Consider the following 23,829-nt stretch of genomic DNA (forward strand, 5'->3'; position numbering starts at 1 on the left):
ACATATCCTGTTATTTAAAATGGCTGGGGCGGGTTTGTTCAACTTCAAAATGCGCTTTTTATCACGCCGCCATCGACTCGCAAAGCCGCTCCGGTGGTTGCCGAGGCCAGCGGGCTGGCCAGATAGCAAACCAGCGATGCCACTTCGTCGGTGCTGGCAAAGCGTTTGATCAGCGAAGTCGGGCGGACTTTTTCGAAGAACTCCCGTTCAAATTCCTCTAAGGTCGAGCCTTGCCGGGCAGCCAGTTCGTTGACGAAATCGCCGACGCCCCGCGAACGGGTCGGACCGGGCAGTACCGAGTTCACTGTAATGCCGGTGCCGGCCACGTGCTCGGCCAAGCCTCTGGCCACGGCGATTTGCGCGGCCTTGGTCATGCCGTAATGAATCATTTCCGCGGGTATCTGCACGCCGCTTTCGCTGGAGATGAAGATAATCCGCCCCCAATCGCGTTGTTTCATCGCCGGCAGATATAACCGGGATAAACGCACGCCGCTGAGCACGTTCACCTCAAACAAGCGGCGCCAATCGGCATCGGGGATGTCTTCGAACGCCAGCGGTTCGAAAATGCCCAGATTGTTGACCAGGATATCCAGGCTCGGGTGCGCTGCGAACAGCTCCGATGCCGCGCGCTCATGGGATAAGTCTCCGGCAAACCCGCCTACATCCCCCGCCGCGACGGGCTTTAACGCCTGAATCGCGCGTTGTACCGATTCGGCCGAACGCCCGTTGACGATAACCGTTGCGCCTTCCCCGGCCAATGCCTTGGCGATGGCGAAACCGATTCCGGCGGTGCTGCCGGTAACCAGAGCCGTTTTGCCGTTTAATTTAAGATCCATGCTACCTCCAACAGGCTGGTGAGCCTTGGTCTATATCCATCACAGTTCGAAATTCGGCACCGGAATGTCGGTCAAAGGACGCCGTCAATACGTCCCTGCTGGCCGAACACCTCGGTGTCTAATTAGGTTCCTGCCGAAAATTGAAGTGCGAAAGGTATAACGTTACCCTACGAAAACAGAAATGCCTATAGCATCGCTCATCTGCCGCCTCCCGTCGCGGATTGCTTTGCCTGCCGGTTATGCATGAATTGATTTCACATCCATGATCGACAAGACAGTGAAACTATACCGTCATTGCCGGAACCCGCACACTTACCCAGTTGCGGTTTGGGCCGGCTTGGAGACTGCGGACATTGGCGGTAACCCAAGGACAGCTGATTGTATAAAGACGTTAATCAGTTTTTTCCGGCTGATCGGGTATTTGCCGCGAGATGGGTGTCATCCGGTCGGCGTAATCGCGAAGTAGAGTCAGCAAGCGCGGTGCCGACAGATCCGGGGTCTCGCCGTGAACCCTTATGTCCATCCGGCACACATCGTTTTCATAATGGCTGACCGCACCGAGTCTGGTCAGCCAGGCCGCCATCAGCCGGTTTTCCGGCAGTACGAAACCGCGCAATATTTGCACGCCTTTAAGATAGGCCATTCTGTAAAGTACCGCCATCAACAGACTGCCGATACCCCGGTGTTGATGACTATCGATGACCGTCACCGCGAACTCGGCAATTTCGGCTTGATTCGGCAGCCGGATAAAGCGGGCGATACCGACTCCAGGGTGCTCGGTTTGCGCGCGGGTCAGCGCAATCCAAGCCACATGGTCGTGCTGATCGACTGCCGTGAAATAATGCAGTTGCTCGTCCGACAATTGAGAAATCAACGAGAAAAAGCGCAGATAACGCGACCGCGAGGATAAGGCGGACATGCCGTCTTGCACGATTTTCCGGTCGTCCTGCCGGACCGGCCTGAAATCGAAGCACTCGCCGTCCAACGCCACGCTAAAGCCGTTGACGCTATCGAAATATTCCCGCTGCATGATTATGCTCAGTCCAAAGTGGCGAGATCAAGAGTCGCCATCTGCGGGTCATCCAAAAACCGCGATTCAAGAAACAGTTTGGTCTCAGGTTGAACAAAAATTCGCAAGAAATGAATATCCATAAGCGCTATTTCTTACAGTTTTTGCATGCCGTGTTTATGAAAATTACGTGGTCAATCGAAGCAATGGCGTTTGGTTAGTGGCGGGTAGTTAACTTTTTAGTTTAAATTCCATTACCTGAACGGCCCGCTGTTCAACGGCTTGACCCTCGACAAATGCGGGCTTGAAGCGCCATTGTTTGATCGAGTTAATCGCGGCTTCGCCGAACACGTCTTTAGGATCGTCGCTGATCACCTTGACCTGTTTGACGGTTCCGTCGGTTGCGACGATGATTTCAACTTTAACCCAACCTTCGATACCCAGTGATTTAGCGCGCCACGGATAAACCGGCATGACACGCGAAACGGCGATCAAACGCCGGTTGACCGGTTTGGGTTTGGGGGGTTCCGGTTTTTGTTCGACATCCCACTTCGTTGGCGGCGCAGTCACGCGCGAGTCTTTTCCCGCCACGCTTGCGAACGAAGCCCCGGTTCCGTCCAGGGGAATATCGAGTTTAGGCGCCGCCACGGTGGTTGTTTTTTTGACGGGCTTTTTGACTGCTTGCTTGACCGGTTTTTTAGGCGGAGGCTCCTTGACCACTTCCTTAGGCTGTTCCGGAGGTTTTTCAGGCGCTTGTTGCTCGATCGGCTTTTCTTCGGGCGGAGGCTCTATGGGCTTGGGCTCCGGCGGTTTTTGGGCGACGCGGATGAACTCGATCGCACGAATCGTCGGCAATTGTTCACGCGGCGTATCGTCGCAATTGATCAAACTGGCAATCAGCATCAGCAGTATCAGGTTTATCACGGCCGCGACTATCAACATCGTGAAAAACACGTACGCTTTTTGAGTCCATTTCGAAGAGGCGACCTTTACGTTCATTATTCGGTGGGTTCCGAGCTGGCGGCGACGGAGATGCTCTCGAATCCGGCCAATCGAATTTGATCCATCACTTTGACCAACAAACCGGTGCTGGTGTTGGCGTCGGCCAGAATCACGGCGGAATGGGTAGCGGTAGACAATCCCATTTCATTGAGGCGCGCTCTTAACAGGCGAATGTCGACCGATACGTTGTTGAGCCAAATTTGTTCGTCGGCGCTGATGGTGACGATGACTTCAGCGTTTTGCTGGGGATTTGCCGTTTCCGCTTTGGGCCGCTCCACGGTGACCGTGGACTCGCGGATAAAGGAAGTGGTGACCAGAAAAAAGATCAACAAAATAAACACCATGTCGATCAGCGGCGTCAGATTCAGCTCGTCGACACCGGTCGGGCCGCTGCCGTTACGTCGCGTCGTTAAACTGTTTTTTCTCATAAACCCGTTCCCCATGTCCCAAGCCGGCGTTCACAAGCCGATGATCGTTGATTTAGATCGTGACTCGCCGCCAGTCCGAACAAACCCAACACCAAGCCGGCCAATGTCGTGATCAAGGCCTGCGAAACGCCCCTGGCAACGATGCGGGTTTCCGCGTTGCCGAAGATTCGGATCAGATCGAAGGTTTCGACAATTCCGGTCACCGTGCCAAGCAAGCCCAGCATCGGCAAAATACCGGACAAGGTCTTGATCAAATTTAAATAACGCCTGATTTCCAAACGTACTTCGGTTCGCTCGATGAGGGTCGGGTGCGCGTGATCGCCAAATAGCGCACGGTGACTGATTAGCCACGGAAAACGGTACAGCATATACCAATAACGTTCCAGTATCAGTGTCCATAGCCAAAATGATACCAGCAATAAAGGCCACATGACGGGGCCACCCAAGTCCATTACGCTTTCGCTTTGCTGTTCTGTCCAGTCAAAGATGGTTTGCAGATCAAGATTGTTCATCTTCGCATTCGCCCGTTGATTATGCGGCGGCTATATCGACGCCGGCATCGGAGGCAGTAGTCCGGCGTTCAAGGCGATGGGCCAAGGCCACGGAGATATGCGCTTCCAGAATTGCCGCCAATGCCTGGCTCTTACCGGCTAACAAGCTATGCAGCAACAATATCGGAATGGCGGTGACTAAACCTTCAACCGTCGTGACCAAGGCTTCCGATATGCCGCCGGACATCAATTTCGGATCGCCGGAACCGTGCAAGGCGATTGCTTGGAAGGTTTCTATCATGCCGGTTACCGTGCCCAACAAACCCAGCATCGGCGCGATGGCGGCGACTAATTTCAGAAATGCCAAACCCTGTTCGAGCTGGGTCTGTTCGATGGTCAGCGATTCGTCTACGATCAAATACAGCGCTTCTTCATCGTTCAATGTCGATTGATGCAGCTTTTCGAGCAAACGGCCAAGCGGATTATCGGCTAGGAAACCCTGCGTATGCAGTTGCGTTTCTATGCGACGACTAATTAGGGTCAGTTTGGCAAACCGGTAAATACTCAGCAGCAATGCCAAAAGGCCCAGACTCAGAATCAAATAGCCGACCGGTCCGCCTTGTCCTATACGTTCCTTAAAATTGGGCGCCTGTACCAACAATTGCAAAATTTGCCCGCCCGACGGATCCACGGCCAAGGTCGCGAGCGAGCCGGAATCGACGGTCGGAAACATCTTGGCCAGTTCCAGAATTTCGGCGGAAGGTTGCCGAGAAAGTTCGACCAGCCGGTTATCTTCACCCGAATGTGTTAAATACAGTCCGTCCGCAATCAGACTAAAGCCGCCGATACTTAACACGCTTTTGTCCGCGGGTAGACCGTTCGGGGCGTATACCTGAGCATCGAACACCGATACCCGCCGCTGAATATCCAATCGATGCAACAAGCCGATCAATAACTGCCTCAGCTCGTTCGCATTAGGGGTATGACGATTGTCGATCAGCGTATCGAGCAATTTTATTTGCTTGGCATACTCCGAATCCGGCGTTTGTTGCTGATAAAAAATTTTAAGATTAGCCGCATTTTCCCGAATGCCTGAGATCAGCGTGGTCTTGCTTGCCAACGCGGCATCGAATGCGGCAAGCGTTTTTTCGGGAACCGCTTCTAGTTCAGGCAGGCTGAAATCTTCTGATTTTTCGACGCCGAATAACGGTAATTCCATTAGTTGCGGAGGTTCGATTTTGCGTGCGATGCGTAAACCTTTTGCGATGCGGGCGTTAGCCGTTTCCGACAAGGGCAGCCATTTGACTTGAGCGCGCGACCAGATTCCGCTCTCCGCGCCATCGAAGGTCTGATAATAAAGAGCTAATTGTCCTATTCTGAGGAAATCGACCAAACGCTTTTGGCCATTGATGTCCAACTCCGCCTGGTAGGTTTCTATGGTCTTACCGAAATCCAGCTCTATCCGATAGCTTTCCAGCAAGCGGCGGTATTTTTCCGCTTGATTGATATCCGATGTGGCGGGCAGCTTTTCTAAACGCTCAATCCGCGCCTGGCGTTCGGATAACATGAACGGCGAACTCGTGCCGATATAGCGCTTTAACGCGGCGACGCTATAGTCGAACAAGCGGTTTAATTGCTGATCCAATAATTGCTCCGCCTCCAGCGTAACAGTCTTGTCGGCGCTGTCGGAATTAGAGGCCGACGACGTGCTATCCGGCTTGGCGGTTTTCTGAGACGGGGGTGCGGCAAAAACCAAGGCAGGCCATGCAATGAGTAAATAAGCCCAAATAAGCCGTCGCGTGTTGAAGGAATAGAGGTTGCGTAATTCCAACTTAAACTCCATGTTTGAAAATAAGGTAAAAGTATCCGGCCGGTCGGCCGCGATCAGCAAGGCTGACAAAAACCGTACCGTTTTCCATACGAACATGATACACGCGTCGGATTAATATTAGAAACCCGGACTTATGCCGTTGTTGAACGCGAATTCCCGTTAATCGGCAACAATATCTTGTAACTGTTTATGGCTTAAATTCATAAGCCCCTATATCGATGGCGCCTTGGGAAATACGTGTTTCGACCGCCAAGGGATGCCGATATTGGAATTTCGGCCGAAGCGGGAAACCATTATCCGCGATTCCAGGCTCCGTACCTTGGTCGATAGCGCTTGAATCGGCCTGTAAGCGATAGTCGTAGTCGCTAGGGTTATTGAAAGAAGCTTTGCTTGTGAATTGGCTCCGATATTCCTTATAAAGTCCTTCTATGCGGCCGCTTGCGCCGGCCAGCAAGTTGTTGATTAATGTGGCCGGGCTGCGGCTGTGGTTGTTGACAAAAACGCCGCGGGGGCGATCGTTAACGAAAGTATTGTTCACCAGATAAAGGGCTTGTCCGGAGAGTTCCCGATTATGTTCCGCAGCGAACGACACCATGGTCGAATTTTCGGAATCCGGACTTTGGCGGAACTGGTTGCCGATCACAAAGGCTTGCCCGCCATTGGGAAAATCCACCAGATAACTGGATGCCTTTTTTTCATCGCCGATGCGGTTGTAGAGTAAATAGTTTTCTTGCGCGCGCGATTTTACGTTGTGCCCGGTTTCAGCGTCATGGATATAGGAATGACTCAAGGTAAATCGCCGGATGTTGCCTATATAGATGTTATGGCCGAGCGATCCGTAACGCGGATAATCGACCGTATTGTCGTTAAATTCCGAGCCTTCGATCACTATCTCGCTGAGCAGGTTCGTGCCGGTCAGTATGCCCATTTGATTGTGATGAAAATGGCAGTTACTTATGCTTAGGTTGGTGCCTTCGAAGCGAATACCGGCGCCGTTCATTGCGGGTACGGCCGCTTCTGAAAATTCGATATTTTCGATGCGGATATCGTTGCCCTGCAGCACCCAGATTGCTTTTTTTTCGGCCGCGCTGCCGTCCGCCCGGAGATGGGCGCGCCCGTTGTTTCCGCGTAACGTCAGTCGATTTTGCGGCCAGATTGCCGCATCACCTCGATAGGTGCCTGCTTCGATAAGGACGATGTCGCCGTCGGTCGCGACCCGAGCCGCCTGGCTTGGTGTCTTGAGTGTATGTTGCGGACCGACGAGCCGGACGGCCCCGTCACAAGGGCGCGTTATTAGCAAGGCGGTCAACACAGGGACGAGTCCGCGTAGGTAATGAGTCATCTTTAAAAATGGCCGGTGTTTGCGTATTCGGAACGCGAGGCCGCCAAGCTTTTTTTCAACGTGCCGTTAAAGTTCTCGTGTCGCGCTAAAGCTGATATCCGGCCAACGTTCTTCGGTCAGTTGTAAGTTGACCCGGCTGGTAGCCAGATAGACCAAATAACCGCCGCCGTCTTCGGCCAAATTTTCGAAGGCTTTGTTCTTGAATTCTTCCAATTTGGCCGGGTTCTTGGCGCTGACCCAGCGTACGGTGTTTATCGGCGAAGCGTCGTAGACGCATTCGACGTTGTACTCGTGCTTCAATCGGTGCGCCGTTACGTCGAACTGTAGAATGCCGACGGCGCCCAAAATCAGATCGTTGTTCTTCAAGGGCTTGAATAATTGGGTCGCGCCTTCTTCGGTCAATTGCACCAAGCCTTTTTGTAAGGCCTTAGCCCGAAGCGGATCTTTTAATACCACGCGGCGGAACAGCTCGGGTGCGAAGTAGGGGATGCCGCCGAATTTCAAGGTTTCGCCTTGGGTGAAAGTGTCGCCGACCTGTATGGTGCCGTGATTATGTAAACCGATGATATCGCCGGGGTAGGCTTCTTCGACGTTTTTGCGGCTATCGGCCTGGAAGGTGATCGCGTTGGCCACTTGTATGCCCTTGCCGATGCGGACGTGGTGCATTTTCATCCCCCTGTCGAACTTGCCGGAACAGATGCGCATAAAGGCCACCCGGTCGCGGTGGGCCGGGTCCATATTGGCCTGAATTTTAAACACGAAACCGGTAAATTTGTCTTCTTCCGGCTTGACTTCGCGTTGTTCGGCCTGACGCGGTCTGGGCGAAGGCGCATATTCGGCGAAGGCGTCCAACAGCTCGACGATACCGAAGTTATTGATTGCCGAACCGAAAAATACCGGCGTTTGTTCGCCGCGCAAATATTTATCCAGGTCGAATTCGTGGCTGGCGCCTTTGACCAGTTCGATTTCCTCGCGTAGTTCGTCGGCTTGTAGACCAATCAACTCGTCCAGATGCGGATTGTTAAGACCTTTCACGACCTGCGAGTCGGCAATTTTGCCGCCGTGGTGCGGATTGAACAAAATGGTTTCGTCTTTATAAAGCTGATAAACGCCTTTGAAGCGTTTGCCCATGCCGATGGGCCAGGTCATCGGCGCACATTCTATTTTCAATACGCTTTCGACTTCGTCCAACAGATCGATCGGGTCGCGGCCCTCGCGGTCCAGTTTGTTGATGAAGCTCAGAATCGGCGTGTCGCGCAAGCGGCACACTTCCATCAACTTGATGGTTCTGTCCTCGACACCTTTGGCAACGTCGATGACCATCAGCGCCGAATCCACCGCGGTCAGGGTGCGATAGGTGTCCTCGGAAAAATCCTCGTGACCCGGTGTATCAAGCAGGTTGATAATGCTGTCCTTATGCTCGAATTGCATGACGGACGTTGTGACGGAAATGCCGCGCTCCTTTTCCATTTCCATCCAATCCGAGGTGGCATGGCGAGCCGCCTTGCGGCCTTTGACCGAGCCGGCCAACTGAATTGCGCCTCCGAATAAAAGCAATTTTTCGGTGATAGTGGTTTTGCCTGCGTCGGGGTGGGAGATGATTGCAAATGTGCGGCGTCGCTTGTATTCCGTAGATTCCATTAAGTTTATATGTGATAAATTCTAAAATTTGTACTAAATTCTTAAAGTACTTGCTATTTCATGTTTTGTCATATTATATCTCAGTTTGACACAGCGCCGTGTCGTTTGCTCTGCATTCCCAAGCTTCAACTTCTTCGGGATCCCAAACTACATGACCGTCAACCCGATCGGGACGGCGGCTTGATTCATCACAGTGATCGAGGTGCGCAGTACGTTTCGATCCGCTATACCGAGCGTTTGGCAGAAGCCGGCGTTGAGGCTTCAGTGGGTAGCGTCGGCGATTCCTATGACAATGCCTTGGCTGAAACGATCAATGGCTTGTATAAAGCCGAGGTGATTCATCGGCAATCCTGGAAGAATCGTGAAGCTGTCGAGCTCGCTACACTGACCTGGGTCGATTGGTTTAATCATCGACATCTACTGGGACCTATTGGTAATATTCCCCCCGTTGAAGCCGAAGCAATCTATTATCAACAACTTTCCGAGTCCGCTCAGGCAGCATGACTCAGAATAAATGGCCTCCGATATTCCCGGGGCGGTTCAATTATTTAATCGCAAAACTTTCTTTTTTAGCCAAAATTTATCTGATTGCCTCCTGGTAACAGAGTTGAGTGTTGATTCGGATATGTTGAGGTTGCCATATGAGAGCTGTGCGTTTATTTATTCCTCACCATCGGTGGTAGATGCCGCATTTACATTTTTAAAGATGGTTCCGGAAGCTCATGATTTTAATTATCCCATTTCTGTTCATATAACATCTTTGCCTGATAATTCTTCTGGCGGAGATAAAAAACTGATCATAACTGTATATCATTGGCGAGGAGAAAGGCTTAACTTTTGTATCAAAAGAGAAGTTGCTGTTAGGGCTGGATGGAAAATTGAGCAATCACTCAAAACGGATTGGAATGAATTGGGGGATACTGATGGAATGGGTCTGCTTTTAACAATGGATGGCCATAATAGGTCAACCGATGATGAAGAGTTTTATACTGATGGGTTGGCGCTATTTCGGTTGATATTAAATTCAGTGCTTTATTTGTCATCGAATGAGCCAGATGTTATATATCGGTTGTCAGCAAGAGAGTCAAATATAAGCAAGGCAAACTCTATAAAGTCAAAACTAAAATCAAAAAAATCTAGGCAGCTCGCAAAGAAAGAATCGATTTTGGATTTTGTTTCGGTTGGTGAAAATATTGGTTCTATTTATATTGATAAAAACAGATCGAGACAAGGTCGAATAAGCGATTTTCAAGATAGAAAATATCGCTCGATTCGTTATATTGTTAGAGGACATTGGCGAAATCAAGCGTATGGGCAGAATCAATCAGAGCGAAAATTAATTTGGATAAAGCCATATTACAAAGGCCCTGAAATCGCGGACTTAGTAAACCGACCATATATTGTCAAATAAAGACTTTTGTTAATCAAATAAGCCAGGATACGATTCTCCCGTTATGCCGCGCCGAGCACCGGAAGTTTTGGCGGGATTTGCTCGTTAGGAGCGATGCAAGGATGCATCGCGTTGCTTGCAAGGGCTGGGATGCCCCTTCAAGCAACCCCAGCCAAAACTTACGGTGCGCAGGATTGAAGCGGCATCCGGGTGTCGTTTCTTTTGGATACTTTTCTTTGGACAAGCAAAGAAAAGTATCCCGCTCGCTGGTGCGGGAACCGGCTTCTAAATCATTCGTCGCGGTAGCGACACATCATTCCAATTTCATAGGCCTCGCGTTCCGCTGCAGTCCATTGTTTGAAACGGGTTTCATCGGATTGCTGCTCGCGGCGTTGCTGTTCTTCGATGGCCGCCAGCCGGCGGGCTTGTTCCTCGTTCTTTTGCAGCGGATCGCGCAATTGCGCGGAAATGCCGTCGATGCCCAAGGAGCGGGGATCGCTATCGGTCAGGATGTGTTGGATGGTGGCCTGTTTACTCAGCGGTTTGCTGACTTCCGGGGTGACGGTGGCCAGTGCGATGATGACGGCCAAAACCACGGTACCGATGCTGCCGACAGCTAAATTACGTTTTGCGCTCGGACTCAAGCGTGTCCACCAGGTATCGACGCTGGCCATTAGGGTTGGCCTCCGTCCAGTAACGAAGGGCGCAAGTTGATCGACGCCTCAGGCGCTTGTCGGACCACGACATAAAGCTCGGTGGCTTCATGGGGTTTCAATACCACGTTGGGCCAGGCCGAAACGGCGAGTACATCCTGTTGCGTCGTCGAACAACTGCGTTCGTCGAACTCGAGCATCTCGCTGCCGGTATTCTTGGCAAGACTAACCAGAATCAGCCTATCCTGGCCTTCCAGGACTTGGCCGGTTTTAATCTGCACGCGGTCTTGCAGGCAGCGAATTTGCTCTTGGGGTTTAGGTTCGCGTAGGGAATAACCGGCTGGGGTCCTTTGCAACCCCAAATCCCGAAACAAGGTTTTCAATTGGCTGATGTAGGCTTGTTCCTGTTGGCTCGAAGTTCGGCTCGAGGTATCGGCGCGCTGCCATTGGTTCAGCAACTGGTAACTGTCCTTATCCAGATCAAGGTGTATTTCCCGTGCCGGAATCCGTTTGGGGATCAGGGTGAGCGATAGCGCAATGTCCTGGTTGTCGCCGGGGGTGATGTATAGCGTGACCGGCGTTTCGTCGGCGGTGGCGACGTAGACGATTTTGCCTTTGGTACTGGTAGTCGCCTGGCTGGTGGTCGTGACCACCGGATGTTCGAACGGCGTGACCAGACGATTCAAGTGACCGACAGCAATCGGCATCAGTTCGTTGACGCCGGGTTTTACCGCAATATGTTGTGGGCCGATGGAAGTGGCTGATGCTGAGTTTGACGCTGCCGCTTGTTGTTTGGCGGCTTTCAATACACTGGCATCAACCGGCGGTAACTCGATACCTAAGTCGGGCTGTGACGTAACAACGGCCTGTGATGGCGATACGGATGAATCTTCTGCTACTGTGGTGACCGGTGGCAACACCGTCACCGGTAACTCATCGGCGGCCCAAGCGCCATTGGCGAAGCAAAGAAATAACCAGGGGTGCATCAATCGTTTCATGGTTGAGCCTCATGCGGTTGGCCTTGGGTGGCTTTCAAACGGGCCAGGGTTCTGGGGGAATCCGGATACACGTCGATGTATTCCAGTCTGGGCCGATAGTTTTTGATAGCGATGATGAATTCGTAGGTACGGAGTTTCACGTCCGGTTTGGAACTGGGGCCTTGGCTTTTCAGTTCGCCGCTGACAAAAACCTTGTTGGTCTCGGCTTCGTAATCGACATGACGCGGCGTAAAACTGATCGCGACCCGATCCATTTTGATGGCCTTGATTTGATCGCTCATGGCATCCAGGACACTGCGGTAAATATCCGGCGCCAATAACGGCTCGACCGCGGTTTTCAGAAAGTCGGCATTGGCTGGGGTGGTGTTGCCTAGCAATTCGGCCAGGAACAAGCCCCAGGACTCTTTGAACTCGCTGGATGCTTGACTATGGGTGACCTCGACTTCCTGCGTCAAGCTCGGCGGCACCAGAATGATGCTGCGTTCGGTGCGCCAGGCGGCCAGCGAAGTAATCACGCAAATTACCAGCAAGCCAATGATGACGACGCGGCTAAACCGGTTCTCGGTCTCGTGCCCGTCCCAGGTCTGCAGGAAATCCGACCATCTCATGGCAGAAACCTGCGGATGTAGGGATTGGGAATGGTCTGCGCGCGACTGGGCAAAAGACCCAGCCAATACAGCGCATGCAAGGTGTAGCCGTCAGGCCGGTTGTCGCGGAAACGCCGGTAAAACTTGACTGCGATGAAGCCGAGCGCCAAACCGGGTATGAACTGATCAATCAACATGCCGGTGAGCATGCTGACCATGAAGGGCACGATCTCATACGCACTCCACAACAGAATATAGGTCGGATCGTCGATCGATTGGGGGATGGCAACGGGTTCCATAATGACCTCCGGTTGGGATGGTCATTATTGTGACGGGGAATTTGAGAATGGCTTTTGCAGCTGATGACGAATTTGAGATTAGCTGCATAGTCTTGCTTTCAAATCGGAAAACATGCGTATTCTTTGGGGTAACAAGAAAGGTAAGGGACGGAACTTGGTACAATAAAGTATTGCGAATCATTCGCATTTGTACTACTATTAAGATATGTTTTTTACAGGATATTGCCATGAGAGATGATTTTTTATATCGGCTTAATCGAATCTGTCGAGATTGCAGAACGCGGCGAGCACTCATTGTTACCTTAACAACAGTGATAACGAGTAGCGACTTATTGGCGGACGAGGGCTTGAATAGTTCCGGTGCCGAGGCAAAACAAAATTCAGGAGATACCAAAAAAGTTGTTGTAGGAAATGAAAACCAAACGACACTGCCGGAAGTGTCAGTGATAGACAAAAAGGAAACTACCGCGGTCGATCCGGTGGATGGATATGTCGTTAACCGGTCGTTGTCCGGTTCCAAGACCGATACGCCTTTAATAGAGGTGCCGCAATCAATCAGCGAGATCAACAGGGACGAAATAGCCGCGCGTGCCTCTCAAAGCGTTACCGAAGCAGTTGCGTATACGCCGGGTGTGGTTAGCGGTATGTTCGGCCCCAGCACTCGGGACGATTATTTCAATATACGCGGCTTCGAAGGCACTCAATATCTAGACGGTACCCGATTGATGAACTCAAACAGCAGTTACGCTCAATTGCGCGTCGAACCCTACGGAATGGAACGAATCGAAGTGTTGCGCGGACCGTCGTCGGTACTTTACGGTCAAAACCCACCCGGCGGATTAGTCAATATGATGAGCAAACGACCAACTGCAACACCATGGCACGAGATTCAGTTTATTGGCGGCAGTTTCGACAGAGTGCAAGGTGACCTCGACTTAAGCGGCCCTATTGCCGGACGAAGCGATTTTCTGTATCGCCTAGTAGCTTTGGGCCGAGGCGCCAATACTCAGGTTGATCATGTAGAAGAGAGTCGTTATTTCGTCGCTCCAAGTTTTACATGGAAGCCAAGCGATGCGACGACATTTACTTTTTTGAGCCATTACCAAAAGGACGAAACCGGCAACGCCATGCAATTTTTGCCCTATGAAGGAACAGTGTTGGGCAATCCAAATGGCAAAATTCCGAGTAGCCGATTTTTCGGCGAACCGGATTTCGACGGTTATGACCGCGAACAATATGCAATTGGCTACGCATTCGAACATCGTTTCAATCAAACTTTCTCGGCTAGGCAAAACCTGCGCTATGCCAATATCACTAGCGATTACCGCGGCATCTATCCAGACTACTATTACGGATTCGATTATGACACTGGCCGCCTAATACCGGAAGGAAGCTTCGTCGATAGTGAAATGAATAGTATTTACCGTTACGGCGCTCAATATAAGGATAAGGCTAATACATTTACACTCGACAACCAGATGCAAGCCGACTTTTTCACCGGTCCGGTTGCGCATACGGCATTGGCCGGTGTAGGTTTTCGCCAATTCGACTCGGAAAGACTCAGCGGTTTTACCGACTTTGAATTGCCTGAGCTGATCTTGAATATCTATGACCCAGTTTACGGCAAAGCCTTTCCCCGACCGGTCTTGGACTCCAAAACTGAACAACAACAAAGCCAAGTCGGTATCTATGCCCAAGATCAAATCAAATGGAATCGTTGGTTGGCGACAATTAGTGTCCGTAATGACTGGGTGTCCGCTTCGACTCGTTATGACGATGAAGACGAAACTCCTCAAGACGACGAAGCGTTTACCTATCGAACAGGCTTAAATTATCTATTCGATAGTGGTGTGTCTCCCTATTACAGCTATTCCGAATCCTTCGAACCCACCATAGGCACCACATTTTACGGTGTTCCGTTCAAACCTACGACCGGACAGCAACACGAGTTCGGTATCAAATATCAACCGCATGGTTACAATGCCTTATTCTCTGCGGCGTTATTTCATTTAGTCCAGCAAAATGTCGTCACGGCGGATCCGGATCTTTCGCATTTCGGCTACAGCATTCAAACCGGCGAAGTGCGTTCGCAAGGGGTTGAGTTGGAGGGCAAGGCTAGCCTGGATATGGGTCTGAACGTGGCGGCATCCTATACCTACACGGATACCGAGGTCACCAAGTCAAACATTGCGTCGGAACTCGGCAACAACTTGACGTACACACCGGAGCATCGAGCCGCGCTTTGGCTGGATTACACACACCAGCAAGGCGATTTTGCCGGTCTGGGCTTGGGTGGTGGATTACATTATGCCAGCGGTAATTACGGCGACTTGAGCAATAGTCTTAAAACGCCGGGTTACGTTTTGGTCGACGCCGCGGTTCACTATGACCTAGGCCAGTTGCATAACAAAATGAAAGGCATACGTCTGGGCGTGAATATGAACAACTTGCTGGATCACGAATATTTCACCACTTGCTATGGCGGAAGCTGTTTTTACGGTAATCGCCGCACTGTGCTGGCCAGCCTGCGTTATAACTGGTAGACGAATATTTCATGCGAAAATTGTGGGCGCGCTTGCACCGCTATCTTGGGCTGAGCGCCGCCCTATTTCTGCTGCAAGCCGGCTTGACCGGCTGTATCATCGCCTACCAACTAGAGCTGGATGCCTGGTTGAATCCGGAATTGTTCGAAAGTCCGGCGCGCGGACCTGTGCTTGGTACCGCAGAATTGTTGCAAGCATTGCAACGCGATTGGCCGCAATATCGCGTTATCTCACTCCCGTTAAACCGCGAAGCCGGCAAGGCGGTGCGGATTACGGTACGGCCGGCCGACGCCGGCCGGGAAGCCGATGCAGATGAATTATTCGTCGATCCTGTCAGCGGAAAGGTTTTGGGCGGACGAATTTGGGGCGCCTGTTGTTTCGAGCGCCGGCATCTGATTCCGTTTATTTACGTGCTGCACTATAGCCTGCAATTGCCCGGTGAACTGGGATTGTGGGTGATGGGTTCGGTCGCCATCGTTTGGCTATTGGAATCATTGATCGGTTTTTATCTGACCCTGCCCAAACACAAATCCCGATCAAAGCAAGCATCGCCAAACCTGCAACAGCCGTCCAAGAGTTGGTTACAACGCTGGGCTATGGTCTGGCGGATAAAACCTCATGCCGGCGCCATGCGAATGACTTTTGATTTGCATCGTGCCGGCGGCTTATGGTTGCTGATTGTAATGCTGATGTTGTCTGTTAGTGCTGTCTCGTTAAATCTGCGCGATGCGGTTTTCGAGCCGGTGGTATCACTGTTTTCGGAGTTTACGGCTACACCGTTCGACGCGCGGGAACAGCGTAGCGAGCAAGCGCCAGTCGAGGCGGCTGTTGCGTTTGGCGATGTGCTGCAAAGTGCCGCCGCCGAAGCTGGTAAACGGGGTTGGCATAAACCGCAAGCCTCGATTTTCTACAACGCGAGCTATGGCATTTTCGGCGTCGGCTTTGGGCGCAATCAAGGTCTGGGGCTTAGCTATCTGTATTACGACGGCGCAACCGGCGCCTATCTGGGTGACTACATCCCCGGCAGCGGCAGTGCGGCGGATATTTTCGAAGCCTGGCAATTGCCGCTGCACAGCGGACAAATCATCGGCTTGCCCGGCAGAATTTTGATTTCGCTAACCGGTTTGGCCATGGCCGGACTGGTGATTACGGGTGTGTTGATCTGGCTGGGTAAGCGCAACGGGCGGCGTATCAAGCAACGTCCAGTGAGCGGTTTGAATTCCGTTGACTGATATAAGGCAAGTGGCCATGTGTTTACTCAATGAACGTGAGAGTCGATTTAGTCCACCATCAATAAATCCAAGAATTGCGTCGATTGGTCCTGCACCAGATTGGCTGCGCCTTGATTGTTTTGGCGACGAACGGCCGCGCGACATGGTGGTTTTGCTCGCGATGCTGGTGTTACTTTTGCATGTTTGGTTGTTGCAGTGCTTGACGCGGCCTGTCGAGCCCGTCAGCCCGGCAAAGCGCCTGGTGATGGAAGTAGGCATGATTGCGTTGTCGGCACAGCCCGCCACCGTATCGCCGCAATCGGCACCGTCACAGCCACCCAAGATGGAAAAGAAACCGTTACCGAAAAAGACGCAGCCGAAGAAGCCGATTGTAAAGAAAGCGCCACCGCTTATTCAGCCCGCGCCGGAATTTGCGCCGCTGGAACCCATGGCCGAGACGCCGTCAGTTTCTGCTTCGCCGACGACCGGCAGTTCTGCCTTGTCCGTTAGCCACAACCAGGCTGAAGTCACTAACGGCGATCCACATTTCACCGAGGCCAATTATCGCGCCAACTACGCCCATAACCCCAAACCCAATTATCCGGCATTGGCCAGAAACCGGGGCTGGACTGGAAAAGTCTTGTTGAGGGTGCGGGTGTCCGCGCAAGGCTTAAGCGATGTGGTCGCGGTGGAACAGTCCAGCGGCTACGACGCTCTCGACGAATCGGCTGTCGATGCAGTCAAACAATGGCGATTTATTCCCGCCAAACGCGGAGAGACGGCGGTCGCCAGCTCGGTGATCGTGCCTATCGTATTCAGTCTCCGCAACTAACATTAGGAGATATTCATGCTTTTCTCGACCGAAACGGCCATTGTGATCGACGCAACCCTGTATCTATTGTTGCTGTTCTCGTTACTGACCTGGGTGCTGATTCTTTTCAAGATTTGGCAGTTCTCCCATAACCATCAAGCCAATCGGCAATTTAATGGTGAATTTTGGCAAGCGAGCGATTTTAAGAGTGCTCGACAGTTGATTGCGCACTCAGCGCGCAGTCCGAAAGCCAGGATCGCTAATTGTGGCTTTATTTGGCTGGACGAGCGAAACCAGTCGCCGACTAGCAGTCTCAGGTTTCGCGGCCCGTCGCAAGCATTGTTGGAACATGTGCTGCGTCAAGCCACTCGGCAAGAGCAAAGCAAGATCGAAAGTGGTCTGTCCATGCTGGCCAGTATCGGCAGCACCGCGCCCTTTGTCGGTCTGTTCGGCACCGTGGTCGGCATCATGCGCGCCTTGCACGACATCGGTGTCAACGGTTCCGCCAGCCTGGACGTAGTGGCCGGTCCAATCGGCGAAGCCTTGATTGCCACCGCAATCGGCATTGCTGTCGCCGTGCCGGCAGTACTGGCGTATAACTTCTTTATTCGTAGCGCCAAACAACACCGTGCCGCGCTGGAGCAGTTCGTCGACGGCTTCATGCATATCGCCATGGGCGATGCGCTGTACAAAGGCCGGAAGTAGCGCATGGCGTTCAAAACTCAATCGGGCGACGAAGAAGCCGTCAGCGAAATCAACGTCACGCCGTTGGTGGATGTGATGCTGGTACTGGTGATCATTCTGTTGGTCACCGCGCCATTGCTGACTCAATCGGTAAATGTCGCCTTGCCGAAAACCGCCTCCACCACGCCCGACACCGAAAAACAGCTGTTACAACTGGGGATCGACAGTCAAGGTGGCGTGACGCTCGATAAACAAACCCTTGCCGATTTATCGGCACTGGAAGCCACCCTGAAAAACCAGTTGCTGACCGACGCTGACTTGACGGTTCACATCTATGCCGACCAAGCCGTCAATTACGGTAAGGTCGCCGAGGTGATGGCCAGCGTGCAGCATGCCGGCGTTGCCAAATTGGCGTTTGTGACGTTGGAACAATGACTCAGGCCGGACTGAATCGTTTGCCGCCCATTTAAAAGACGATGTACGGCGAACTTTGCCAATGTTCTAAACAGACGCCGCCGTTACAAATGCGCAATCGGCTTGTCGGTGAAGAGATAATCCTTCAGTTCGTGGTCGAATTTCGCATCCTGGCGGCGTATCCATTCCAACAACATCGCCGCATGTTCCTTTTCCTCGTCGCGGTTATGCGCCAGGATGGCGCGTAGTTCGGGGTTTTTGCAGGCGTCTACGCGCTGGTTGTAAAAATCCACCGCTTCCAGTTCCTCGCGTAGCGAGACGATCGCGCGATGCATGTCACGGGTGGTGTCGTCCAGTTCGTTGCCGGGTTCTTGATAACCGTCATTTGCCATTGTCTTGCTCCTCATTGGATGTTGTGGTCGGAAAGCGGAATGCCAATCAAGTCTCAGTTTAGCACCCGCGGCAGTTTTTTTTTCCAGCGGGTGATACATACGAGGTAGGAAAGTATAGCGTTATGGCTGCAAATGCGTATAATTCTTATTAACGCTTTTCCGGGGTCTACCTGGTAATTTTAATGTCCGATTTTCCGTGGTAGTTGCAACGGAAATTGTTAGGATGGCAGGTTATGCAACATGAGGCAGAGTGCAGATGAATAGAATCGTATCTTCGGTTCCAGGGCGGATAAGAGTCCGCGACAAACGCTTGCGCCACCCGGCGCGGCTCGATCAGCTCGAAGCTGAATTAGCCAAGATTGACGCAATTACCGAACTGCAAACCAATGTCGTTGCCGGCAGCATAGTGGTTAATTTCGACTACGAGCGGACCGATACCTTGAGCTTGGAAAATAAAATCGAAGCCGCTGTCGATGCTGCATTAGACGCGCCCATGGTGCATCCCAAACGCTCTATGAAGATGCGCGTCAATCGCTACGCCAAGGTTGGCATGTTGGGAAGCTTGGCAACATCGCTAGCCCTGGCGGCAACCGGGCGGAAGCGTGGGCATACAGTGACCGGCGGTTTATTTGTGGCTTGTCTCGGTGTGCATTTGGCCGCTCACCGCAAATCCTTGTTGCGTTGAGTGTAGTAACGGTTGGGTCGCCAGTTCGGCAGCCAGCATGACCAGCGATCTGGCTAGTTCCCGTCCGGCCGTTAGTCCGTCCGCCGTCTCAGGCAGATAGATTTCCAGGCCCAGATAAGTAAAGCGCGGGTTTCGCCAAATTTTTTTAGGGATCACCGTGTGTGCGTAGGGAAATTCGGATTCGGCACCAAGCGGGACGATGCGCACGTTCTGCGTCGCTAAACCCGGACGCTATTTTATTTCATGCGCCAGTGCATTACACCAGGCCGCATCGGCGCAAATCAAATCTGCGCTAGGGCCGGCGGTGTCGCTGCCGCTGTGCAAATCCAGCAATACCGCATGGCGGCCGAGCACGTAAGGCAGCAGTTGCAGATACAAGGCCCGGTGCAGCGTTTGATAGTTGAACACTTGATCGGGCAAAGGTTTTCGGCCGGACAAGCCTTCCGGCACGGTCAGCACTTTAATTCGCTCTGGGTTCAGGCCCTCGGCCACCGCGCGGCCGAAGGCCAGTTCTTCGCGGTGGATGCCGATGACCAGTAGCAGCGGCGCGTCTTGCATCGGTCGCTATGACTCTCGATCGAGCGCGACGGTTTGCAGCGCCGGTTTTTCCCTTTGGCCGTAATGGCGCAAGGCCAGCAACACCACGGCAAACAGCGTCGGGATCGCCATCGACCAAAACAGCGACTGTTGCGGATGCCGGGTCCAGGTCGCGGCTTGGTAATACAAGGTGGCTAAACCGTAGCCCAGGCCGGTGGTCCAAAATGCCACGAACAGCGTCCAGGCGCGGCCGGATTCCTGATAAGTGGCCGCAATCGCGGCGGTGCAGGGCATGTATAGCAGGATGAACAGCAAATAGGCGAAGGCGCCGGCCTTGCCGTCGAAGCGGCCGGCCATCGCTCCGAAAATACCGGTGGAAATTTCTTCTTTTTCAGCGACCGCAGCTTGGTCGTGAACGTCACCGACGTCCAGCCCCAAGGGATCCAGCCAGGCGGCCAAGGCTTCGCTCAGATTGACCGGAATCGTTGCGGCGGCAGCTTGCAGGTTATTGGCCAAATCGAAAGCTTCCTCCGCTTTGTCGCCGGACGCGTTGTCGGCCAAAGCCGTATAGGCGGCGTTCAAGGTGCCGACCACGGCTTCTTTGGCCAGCACGCCGGTGAAAATGCCCACCGCCGCCGGCCAGTTGTCCCTATCCAGGCCGAACGGCGCAAAAGCCGGCGCGATGGCGCGGCCGACCGCGGCCAATACCGATTTTTCGCTGTCTTCGTTGCCGTAACTGCCGTCGGTACCGACCGCGTTCAATACGTTCAGCACCAGTACCATCGGCACGATGACCCGGCCGGCGCGCACGACAAAGCCTTTCAGCTTGTCCCAGGTATGGATGGCGATGCCTTTCAAGGTGGGCAGGTGGTAGGGCGGCAATTCCATGATTAACGGCGTGGCTTCGCCTTGCAGCAGTGTGGTTTTCAAAATCAGGCCGGTCAATACGGCGACGATGATACCGGTCAAATACAAACCAAACACGATGTTTTGCGCGCCGTTTGCAAAAAACGCGGCGGCGAATAGCACGTAAACCGGCAAACGGGCGCCGCAGGACATGAACGGCGCCATCGCGATGGTCATCAAGCGGTCGCGGCGGTGTTCCAGCGTGCGGGTGGCCATGATGGCCGGCACGTTGCAACCGAAGCCGACGATCAGCGGTACGAAAGACTTGCCGGGCAGGCCGATCCAGCGCATGAAGCGATCCATCACGAACGCCGCCCGCGCCATGTAGCCGGAATCTTCCAGCACCGACAGGAACAGGAACAAAAAGCCGATGACCGGCACGAAGGTGGCCACTACCTGAACACCGCCGCCGATACCTTTGGCGAGCAACAGATTCAGCCAGTCCGGCGTACCGATGCCGGTCAGCCAGACGCCGAAGCCGTCCACGAATAAGGCCTGCGCGGCCTGGTCGAAAAAGCCGATGAAGGCGCCGCCGATATTGATCGTGAACATGAACATCAAATACATCATCAACAAGAAGATCGGAATGCCCAGTGCTCGGTTCAAAACGATGTGGTCGATGCGATTGGTCAGATCACGGTTCAGAAGGCCGCTTACGGTCAGTGTGTCTTTACAAATGCGGTGAGCCAACTCGAAACGGGCATCGGCCATCATGATGTCGATGTCTTCGCCCAACTGCCGCGCCCAGTCCCGGGCCTGTTGGCGTAGATCAGGCTCCACCAGGCCCAGAGCCAAGTCGTCGCCTTCCAGCAGGCGCACGGCCAACCAGCGTTCGGACCAGCCGAAGCGTTTGGCGGCGTTGCTCAAGCGCTCGCTCAGTGCGGCTATGGCGTTTTCCAAGGCGGGATCGTAATTGACTTCGACGCCGGCCGCTTCAGGGCTGGCCGCAGCTTCTGCGATGGCGGCTTTCAAGGCACCGATGCCTTGGTTTTCCGAAGCTACCACCGGCAGCACCGGACAACCCAAACGTTCGGCCAGCCTGTCTGCGTTAAGCTGCATGCCTTTGCTTTCGGCGACGTCGATCATGTTCAAGACCGTCAGCATAGGTGCGCGCATTTCCGCCAACTGACTGGTCAAATACAGGCTGCGTTCCAGAATCGAAGCGTCGACGATGTTGACGATCAAATCGGCCTCGTTGCTATGTGCATAGTCGCGGGCCACGCTTTCGTCCAGCGAGACTTCCCGGTCGGCGACGTCCAGCGAATAGTGCCGGGCAGGTCGACGACTTCGAAGCGGCAACCGGCGTGGCTGTATTCGCCGGTTTTTTTCTCGACGGTGACGCCGGGCCAGTTGCCCACCCTTTGTTTGGCGCCGGTCAAGGCATTGAATACTGTAATCTTACCGCAATTTGGGTTGCCGACCAGGGCGATGGTATAACGGTTTTTCATGATAGTTTGTCCACGGCGAGGGCGTCGGCTTCGTGCTTGCGCAAGGACAAGGAATGGCCGCGTATCCATATTTCCACCGGGTCGCCGAGCGGCGCCACGCGGATCAGACTGATTTCGGTGCCGGGCGTCAGGCCCATAGCCAGCAGTTTGCGCCGATAGGCTTTTCCGCCGGCGTTGAAGCCGACTATTTTGGCGCGGTCGCCGATGCCGAGCTCTTTTAGGGTCATGCAGTGTTTACCTTCCTGTGAAAGTCATAGTGGGAGTGGCGCTTCGTCGCGACAAAGTATCGCGCCCACATGGCGGCCTTTCGCTTTCCAAGGGATTTTTAAGAACCGAGGTGAAAATGGCTTTCATGTTCGTGCGATGCTCAAATGTTGCTGCTTACGTGGCTGCCGGCCGGTTTTAGACGGCATGCCGCCGCCCAGCAAGGCTCGCAGCAATATCGCGATCGTGCTGCCGTTATGCAGCATCGAGGCTTTTACCGGGTTGAGTCAGCCGAAGGCCGCCGCCGACAGAATGCCGGTATTCAGGCCCACGGTCAGCTTGAAATTGCTGGCTATGAGTTTGCTGGTGGTCAGCGCCAGGGCGCGGGCGAAGTCGTTTTCCAGTAGAGTAATGTCGGCCGCCAGCCGGACCACGTCGGCGCCGCGGTGCATGGCAATGCCGATATGTGATCCGCTTAAGGCCGGCGCATCGTTTACGCCGTCGCCGACGAAGGCGATATTCGCTCCTTGCGCCGCCAGTTCCCCCAGGATTTTCGCCTTTTCGTGCGGCAGTAGGCCGGCGCGGAATTCGTCTAAACCCAGTTCTTTCGCCAGCAGGCTGGTGCGGTTTTGATGGTCCCCGGTCAACATCAGGATGCGCTTAACGCCCAATGCGCGCAAGCGCGCCACAGTGGCGGCACTGTTGGTGCGGACACTGTCGGTTAACACCAATATGCCCAGCAGTGTGCCGCCGAAGCCGATATACAAAATGGTTTTGCCTTCCGCGTGGATTTTATCCAGCACGTCTTTGTATTCATCGATGGCGATACCTTCGTCGTCCTCGATGAAATGCCGCGAACCGACCACGATGCGCTGGCCGTCGATGACGCTGGCCACGCCGTGGGCGACCACGAATTCCACTTCCTGGCGCTGGAAGTGCTGGTGGCGGTTCAAGCTATGCGCGGCTTCGACCACAGCTTGCGTCATCGGATGGAAATAATGTTCCTCGACAGAGGCGGCCAGATTAATCAAGTCTTCCAGCGAGTACTCGCGATTGAAGGTGATCGAATCGGTGACCTGCAAGGCACCGCTGGTCAGTGTGCCTGTTTTGTCGAACACGAAGGTGTCGGCCTTGGCCAAGCGCTCCAGGGCATTAGCACTCTTGACCAAAATGTTGCTGTGGCCGGCCCGATACATCGCCGACTTGAACGCCACCGGCGTCGCCAGTTTCAAGGCGCAAGAATAATCGGCCTGCAATACCGCGGCGACCCGCTCGCTGTCGCGGGAAATCAAGCCCGGTTGCGGCCGCCAGGGCCAGAACCAAGGGTACGGTTTTGTCGGCTAGGCGCGAGGCTTCCAATTGGGTTTCGCTCTTGATGGTCAATAACTGTTCGACTAGTGCTTAATTCCATAAGTTGGCGATAGTATTTCGTAGTTGCGTCCCGCGAACCTCGCGTTTCCGCCATCGAAAAGGTGTAGCCGTTGGAT

23 protein-coding genes and 2 pseudogenes are annotated in these 23,829 nt (G+C 53.4%); 8 read left to right on the forward strand and 17 right to left on the reverse strand.

Annotated features, from left to right (window positions below; translation table 11 throughout):
* Nucleotides 1–44: 44 nt before the first annotated feature.
* The 8 genes from ACW73I_RS18405 to ACW73I_RS18440 all read right to left on the reverse strand — a co-directional run bounded on the left by ACW73I_RS18405 (nt 45) and on the right by ACW73I_RS18440 (nt 8,580).
* Entirely contained in the window at nt 45–836 is a 792-nt protein-coding gene (locus tag ACW73I_RS18405; protein ID WP_458030897.1) for an SDR family NAD(P)-dependent oxidoreductase, read from the reverse strand.
* A 391-nt stretch (nt 837–1,227) separates the two neighbouring features.
* Nucleotides 1,228–1,866: an N-acetyltransferase family protein gene (locus ACW73I_RS18410; RefSeq protein ID WP_458030898.1), complete on the reverse strand. Its 639-nt coding sequence runs from the start codon at nt 1,864–1,866 to the stop codon at nt 1,228–1,230.
* A gap of 210 nt (nt 1,867–2,076) precedes the next feature.
* Nucleotides 2,077–2,844 carry a TonB family protein gene (locus ACW73I_RS18415; RefSeq protein WP_458030899.1) on the reverse strand — a complete coding sequence of 256 codons (768 nt, stop codon included), beginning with the start codon at nt 2,842–2,844 and terminating at the stop codon, nt 2,077–2,079.
* Nucleotides 2,844–3,275 (reverse strand): ExbD/TolR family protein, encoded by a 432-nt coding sequence (locus tag ACW73I_RS18420; RefSeq protein WP_458030900.1) that lies wholly within the window; start codon nt 3,273–3,275, stop codon nt 2,844–2,846. The genes ACW73I_RS18415 and ACW73I_RS18420 overlap by 1 nt, the downstream gene beginning before the upstream one ends.
* Nucleotides 3,272–3,787, reverse strand: coding sequence for a MotA/TolQ/ExbB proton channel family protein (locus tag ACW73I_RS18425; RefSeq protein ID WP_458030901.1), 516 nt, complete (start codon nt 3,785–3,787; stop codon nt 3,272–3,274). Before ACW73I_RS18425 ends, ACW73I_RS18420 begins: the two co-directional genes overlap by 4 nt.
* Before the next feature lie 19 nt (nt 3,788–3,806).
* On the reverse strand, nt 3,807–5,693 hold the full coding sequence (locus ACW73I_RS18430; protein ID WP_458030902.1) for a DUF3450 family protein: 1,887 nt from the start codon (nt 5,691–5,693) through the stop codon (nt 3,807–3,809).
* Nucleotides 5,694–5,784: 91 nt separating this feature from the next.
* A complete protein-coding gene (locus ACW73I_RS18435) occupies nt 5,785–6,939 on the reverse strand; it encodes a right-handed parallel beta-helix repeat-containing protein (protein ID WP_458030903.1) in 1,155 nt (384 codons plus the stop codon).
* A 66-nt stretch (nt 6,940–7,005) separates the two neighbouring features.
* A complete protein-coding gene (locus tag ACW73I_RS18440) occupies nt 7,006–8,580 on the reverse strand; it encodes a peptide chain release factor 3 (RefSeq protein WP_458030904.1) in 1,575 nt (524 codons plus the stop codon).
* 147 nt (nt 8,581–8,727) lie between these two features.
* On the opposite strand from ACW73I_RS18440, the pseudogene ACW73I_RS18445 reads away from it, so the two are divergent.
* Nucleotides 8,728–9,084 (forward strand): annotated as a pseudogene (locus ACW73I_RS18445) (integrase core domain-containing protein); the annotation flags it as partial.
* A 10-nt stretch (nt 9,085–9,094) separates the two neighbouring features.
* Complete coding sequence (locus ACW73I_RS18450) at nt 9,095–9,991, forward strand: hypothetical protein (RefSeq protein ID WP_458030905.1); 897 nt, start codon at nt 9,095–9,097, stop codon at nt 9,989–9,991.
* 269 nt (nt 9,992–10,260) lie between these two features.
* Here the strand turns inward: ACW73I_RS18450 and ACW73I_RS18455 are convergent, their stop codons facing one another.
* Genes ACW73I_RS18455 through traL form a run of 4 tightly spaced genes read right to left on the reverse strand, consistent with a single transcriptional unit; the run spans nt 10,261 to nt 12,507 of the window.
* Complete coding sequence (locus ACW73I_RS18455; protein WP_458030906.1) at nt 10,261–10,644, reverse strand: hypothetical protein; 384 nt, start codon at nt 10,642–10,644, stop codon at nt 10,261–10,263.
* Nucleotides 10,644–11,621, reverse strand: a complete 978-nt coding sequence (locus tag ACW73I_RS18460; protein ID WP_458030907.1) for a TraK protein — start codon at nt 11,619–11,621, stop codon at nt 10,644–10,646. The genes ACW73I_RS18455 and ACW73I_RS18460 overlap by 1 nt, the downstream gene beginning before the upstream one ends.
* A complete protein-coding gene (locus ACW73I_RS18465; RefSeq protein WP_458030908.1) occupies nt 11,618–12,229 on the reverse strand; it encodes a TraE/TraK family type IV conjugative transfer system protein in 612 nt (203 codons plus the stop codon). The genes ACW73I_RS18460 and ACW73I_RS18465 overlap by 4 nt, the downstream gene beginning before the upstream one ends.
* The gene (gene traL / locus ACW73I_RS18470; protein WP_458030909.1) at nt 12,226–12,507 is read right to left on the reverse strand and encodes a type IV conjugative transfer system protein TraL; all 282 of its coding nucleotides are present in this window, start codon (nt 12,505–12,507) and stop codon (nt 12,226–12,228) included. Before traL ends, ACW73I_RS18465 begins: the two co-directional genes overlap by 4 nt.
* Before the next feature lie 443 nt (nt 12,508–12,950).
* Between traL and ACW73I_RS18475 the strand changes: the two genes are divergently transcribed.
* Genes ACW73I_RS18475 through ACW73I_RS18495 form a run of 5 tightly spaced genes read left to right on the forward strand, consistent with a single transcriptional unit; the run spans nt 12,951 to nt 18,191 of the window.
* Nucleotides 12,951–15,050: a TonB-dependent siderophore receptor gene (locus ACW73I_RS18475; protein WP_458030910.1), complete on the forward strand. Its 2,100-nt coding sequence runs from the start codon at nt 12,951–12,953 to the stop codon at nt 15,048–15,050.
* Nucleotides 15,051–15,061: 11 nt separating this feature from the next.
* Nucleotides 15,062–16,282: a PepSY-associated TM helix domain-containing protein gene (locus tag ACW73I_RS18480; protein WP_458030911.1), complete on the forward strand. Its 1,221-nt coding sequence runs from the start codon at nt 15,062–15,064 to the stop codon at nt 16,280–16,282.
* Between the two features lie 16 nt (nt 16,283–16,298).
* A complete protein-coding gene (locus ACW73I_RS18485; RefSeq protein ID WP_458030912.1) occupies nt 16,299–17,093 on the forward strand; it encodes a TonB family protein in 795 nt (264 codons plus the stop codon).
* A gap of 15 nt (nt 17,094–17,108) precedes the next feature.
* Nucleotides 17,109–17,777 carry a MotA/TolQ/ExbB proton channel family protein gene (locus ACW73I_RS18490; protein WP_458030913.1) on the forward strand — a complete coding sequence of 223 codons (669 nt, stop codon included), beginning with the start codon at nt 17,109–17,111 and terminating at the stop codon, nt 17,775–17,777.
* A gap of 3 nt (nt 17,778–17,780) precedes the next feature.
* Nucleotides 17,781–18,191, forward strand: a complete 411-nt coding sequence (locus ACW73I_RS18495) for an ExbD/TolR family protein (protein WP_458030914.1) — start codon at nt 17,781–17,783, stop codon at nt 18,189–18,191.
* An 83-nt stretch (nt 18,192–18,274) separates the two neighbouring features.
* Here ACW73I_RS18495 and ACW73I_RS18500 read toward each other — a convergent pair whose 3' ends face one another.
* A complete protein-coding gene (locus tag ACW73I_RS18500; protein WP_458030915.1) occupies nt 18,275–18,562 on the reverse strand; it encodes an encapsulin-associated ferritin-like protein in 288 nt (95 codons plus the stop codon).
* 256 nt (nt 18,563–18,818) lie between these two features.
* Between ACW73I_RS18500 and ACW73I_RS18505 the strand changes: the two genes are divergently transcribed.
* Complete coding sequence (locus tag ACW73I_RS18505) at nt 18,819–19,247, forward strand: HMA2 domain-containing protein (RefSeq protein WP_458030916.1); 429 nt, start codon at nt 18,819–18,821, stop codon at nt 19,245–19,247.
* Nucleotides 19,248–19,478: 231 nt separating this feature from the next.
* Here the strand turns inward: ACW73I_RS18505 and ACW73I_RS18510 are convergent, their stop codons facing one another.
* The 4 genes and pseudogenes from ACW73I_RS18510 to ACW73I_RS18525 form a co-directional block, all read right to left on the reverse strand.
* Nucleotides 19,479–19,805, reverse strand: a complete 327-nt coding sequence (locus tag ACW73I_RS18510) for a hypothetical protein (RefSeq protein WP_458030917.1) — start codon at nt 19,803–19,805, stop codon at nt 19,479–19,481.
* A 6-nt stretch (nt 19,806–19,811) separates the two neighbouring features.
* A pseudogene (feoB, locus tag ACW73I_RS18515) lies at nt 19,812–22,207 on the reverse strand (Fe(2+) transporter permease subunit FeoB).
* A complete protein-coding gene (locus ACW73I_RS18520; protein WP_458030918.1) occupies nt 22,135–22,365 on the reverse strand; it encodes a FeoA family protein in 231 nt (76 codons plus the stop codon). The pseudogene feoB and the gene ACW73I_RS18520 overlap by 73 nt, the downstream one beginning before the upstream one ends.
* A 264-nt stretch (nt 22,366–22,629) precedes the next feature.
* Nucleotides 22,630–23,634, reverse strand: a complete 1,005-nt coding sequence (locus tag ACW73I_RS18525) for an HAD-IC family P-type ATPase (protein WP_458030919.1) — start codon at nt 23,632–23,634, stop codon at nt 22,630–22,632.
* Between the last annotated feature and the right edge of the window lie 195 nt (nt 23,635–23,829).

This window comes from Methylomonas sp. MgM2 (genome assembly GCF_054172045.1).

Coding starts and splice junctions, on each gene's coding strand:
- traL (WP_458030909.1), bottom strand. CDS start 12,507: ATGGAACCCGTTGCCATCCCCCAATCGATCGACGATCCGACCTATATT.
- ACW73I_RS18410 (WP_458030898.1), bottom strand. CDS start 1,866: ATGCAGCGGGAATATTTCGATAGCGTCAACGGCTTTAGCGTGGCGTTG.
- ACW73I_RS18415 (WP_458030899.1), bottom strand. CDS start 2,844: ATGAACGTAAAGGTCGCCTCTTCGAAATGGACTCAAAAAGCGTACGTG.
- ACW73I_RS18510 (WP_458030917.1), bottom strand. CDS start 19,805: ATGCAAGACGCGCCGCTGCTACTGGTCATCGGCATCCACCGCGAAGAA.
- ACW73I_RS18490 (WP_458030913.1), top strand. CDS start 17,109: ATGCTTTTCTCGACCGAAACGGCCATTGTGATCGACGCAACCCTGTAT.
- ACW73I_RS18440 (WP_458030904.1), bottom strand. CDS start 8,580: ATGGAATCTACGGAATACAAGCGACGCCGCACATTTGCAATCATCTCC.
- ACW73I_RS18520 (WP_458030918.1), bottom strand. CDS start 22,365: ATGACCCTAAAAGAGCTCGGCATCGGCGACCGCGCCAAAATAGTCGGC.
- ACW73I_RS18420 (WP_458030900.1), bottom strand. CDS start 3,275: ATGAGAAAAAACAGTTTAACGACGCGACGTAACGGCAGCGGCCCGACC.
- ACW73I_RS18455 (WP_458030906.1), bottom strand. CDS start 10,644: ATGGCCAGCGTCGATACCTGGTGGACACGCTTGAGTCCGAGCGCAAAA.
- ACW73I_RS18405 (WP_458030897.1), bottom strand. CDS start 836: ATGGATCTTAAATTAAACGGCAAAACGGCTCTGGTTACCGGCAGCACC.
- ACW73I_RS18435 (WP_458030903.1), bottom strand. CDS start 6,939: ATGACTCATTACCTACGCGGACTCGTCCCTGTGTTGACCGCCTTGCTA.
- ACW73I_RS18465 (WP_458030908.1), bottom strand. CDS start 12,229: ATGAGATGGTCGGATTTCCTGCAGACCTGGGACGGGCACGAGACCGAG.
- ACW73I_RS18480 (WP_458030911.1), top strand. CDS start 15,062: ATGCGAAAATTGTGGGCGCGCTTGCACCGCTATCTTGGGCTGAGCGCC.
- ACW73I_RS18485 (WP_458030912.1), top strand. CDS start 16,299: ATGTGTTTACTCAATGAACGTGAGAGTCGATTTAGTCCACCATCAATA.
- ACW73I_RS18450 (WP_458030905.1), top strand. CDS start 9,095: ATGGCCTCCGATATTCCCGGGGCGGTTCAATTATTTAATCGCAAAACT.
- ACW73I_RS18500 (WP_458030915.1), bottom strand. CDS start 18,562: ATGGCAAATGACGGTTATCAAGAACCCGGCAACGAACTGGACGACACC.
- ACW73I_RS18430 (WP_458030902.1), bottom strand. CDS start 5,693: ATGTTCGTATGGAAAACGGTACGGTTTTTGTCAGCCTTGCTGATCGCG.
- ACW73I_RS18425 (WP_458030901.1), bottom strand. CDS start 3,787: ATGAACAATCTTGATCTGCAAACCATCTTTGACTGGACAGAACAGCAA.
- ACW73I_RS18460 (WP_458030907.1), bottom strand. CDS start 11,621: ATGAAACGATTGATGCACCCCTGGTTATTTCTTTGCTTCGCCAATGGC.
- ACW73I_RS18495 (WP_458030914.1), top strand. CDS start 17,781: ATGGCGTTCAAAACTCAATCGGGCGACGAAGAAGCCGTCAGCGAAATC.
- ACW73I_RS18505 (WP_458030916.1), top strand. CDS start 18,819: ATGAATAGAATCGTATCTTCGGTTCCAGGGCGGATAAGAGTCCGCGAC.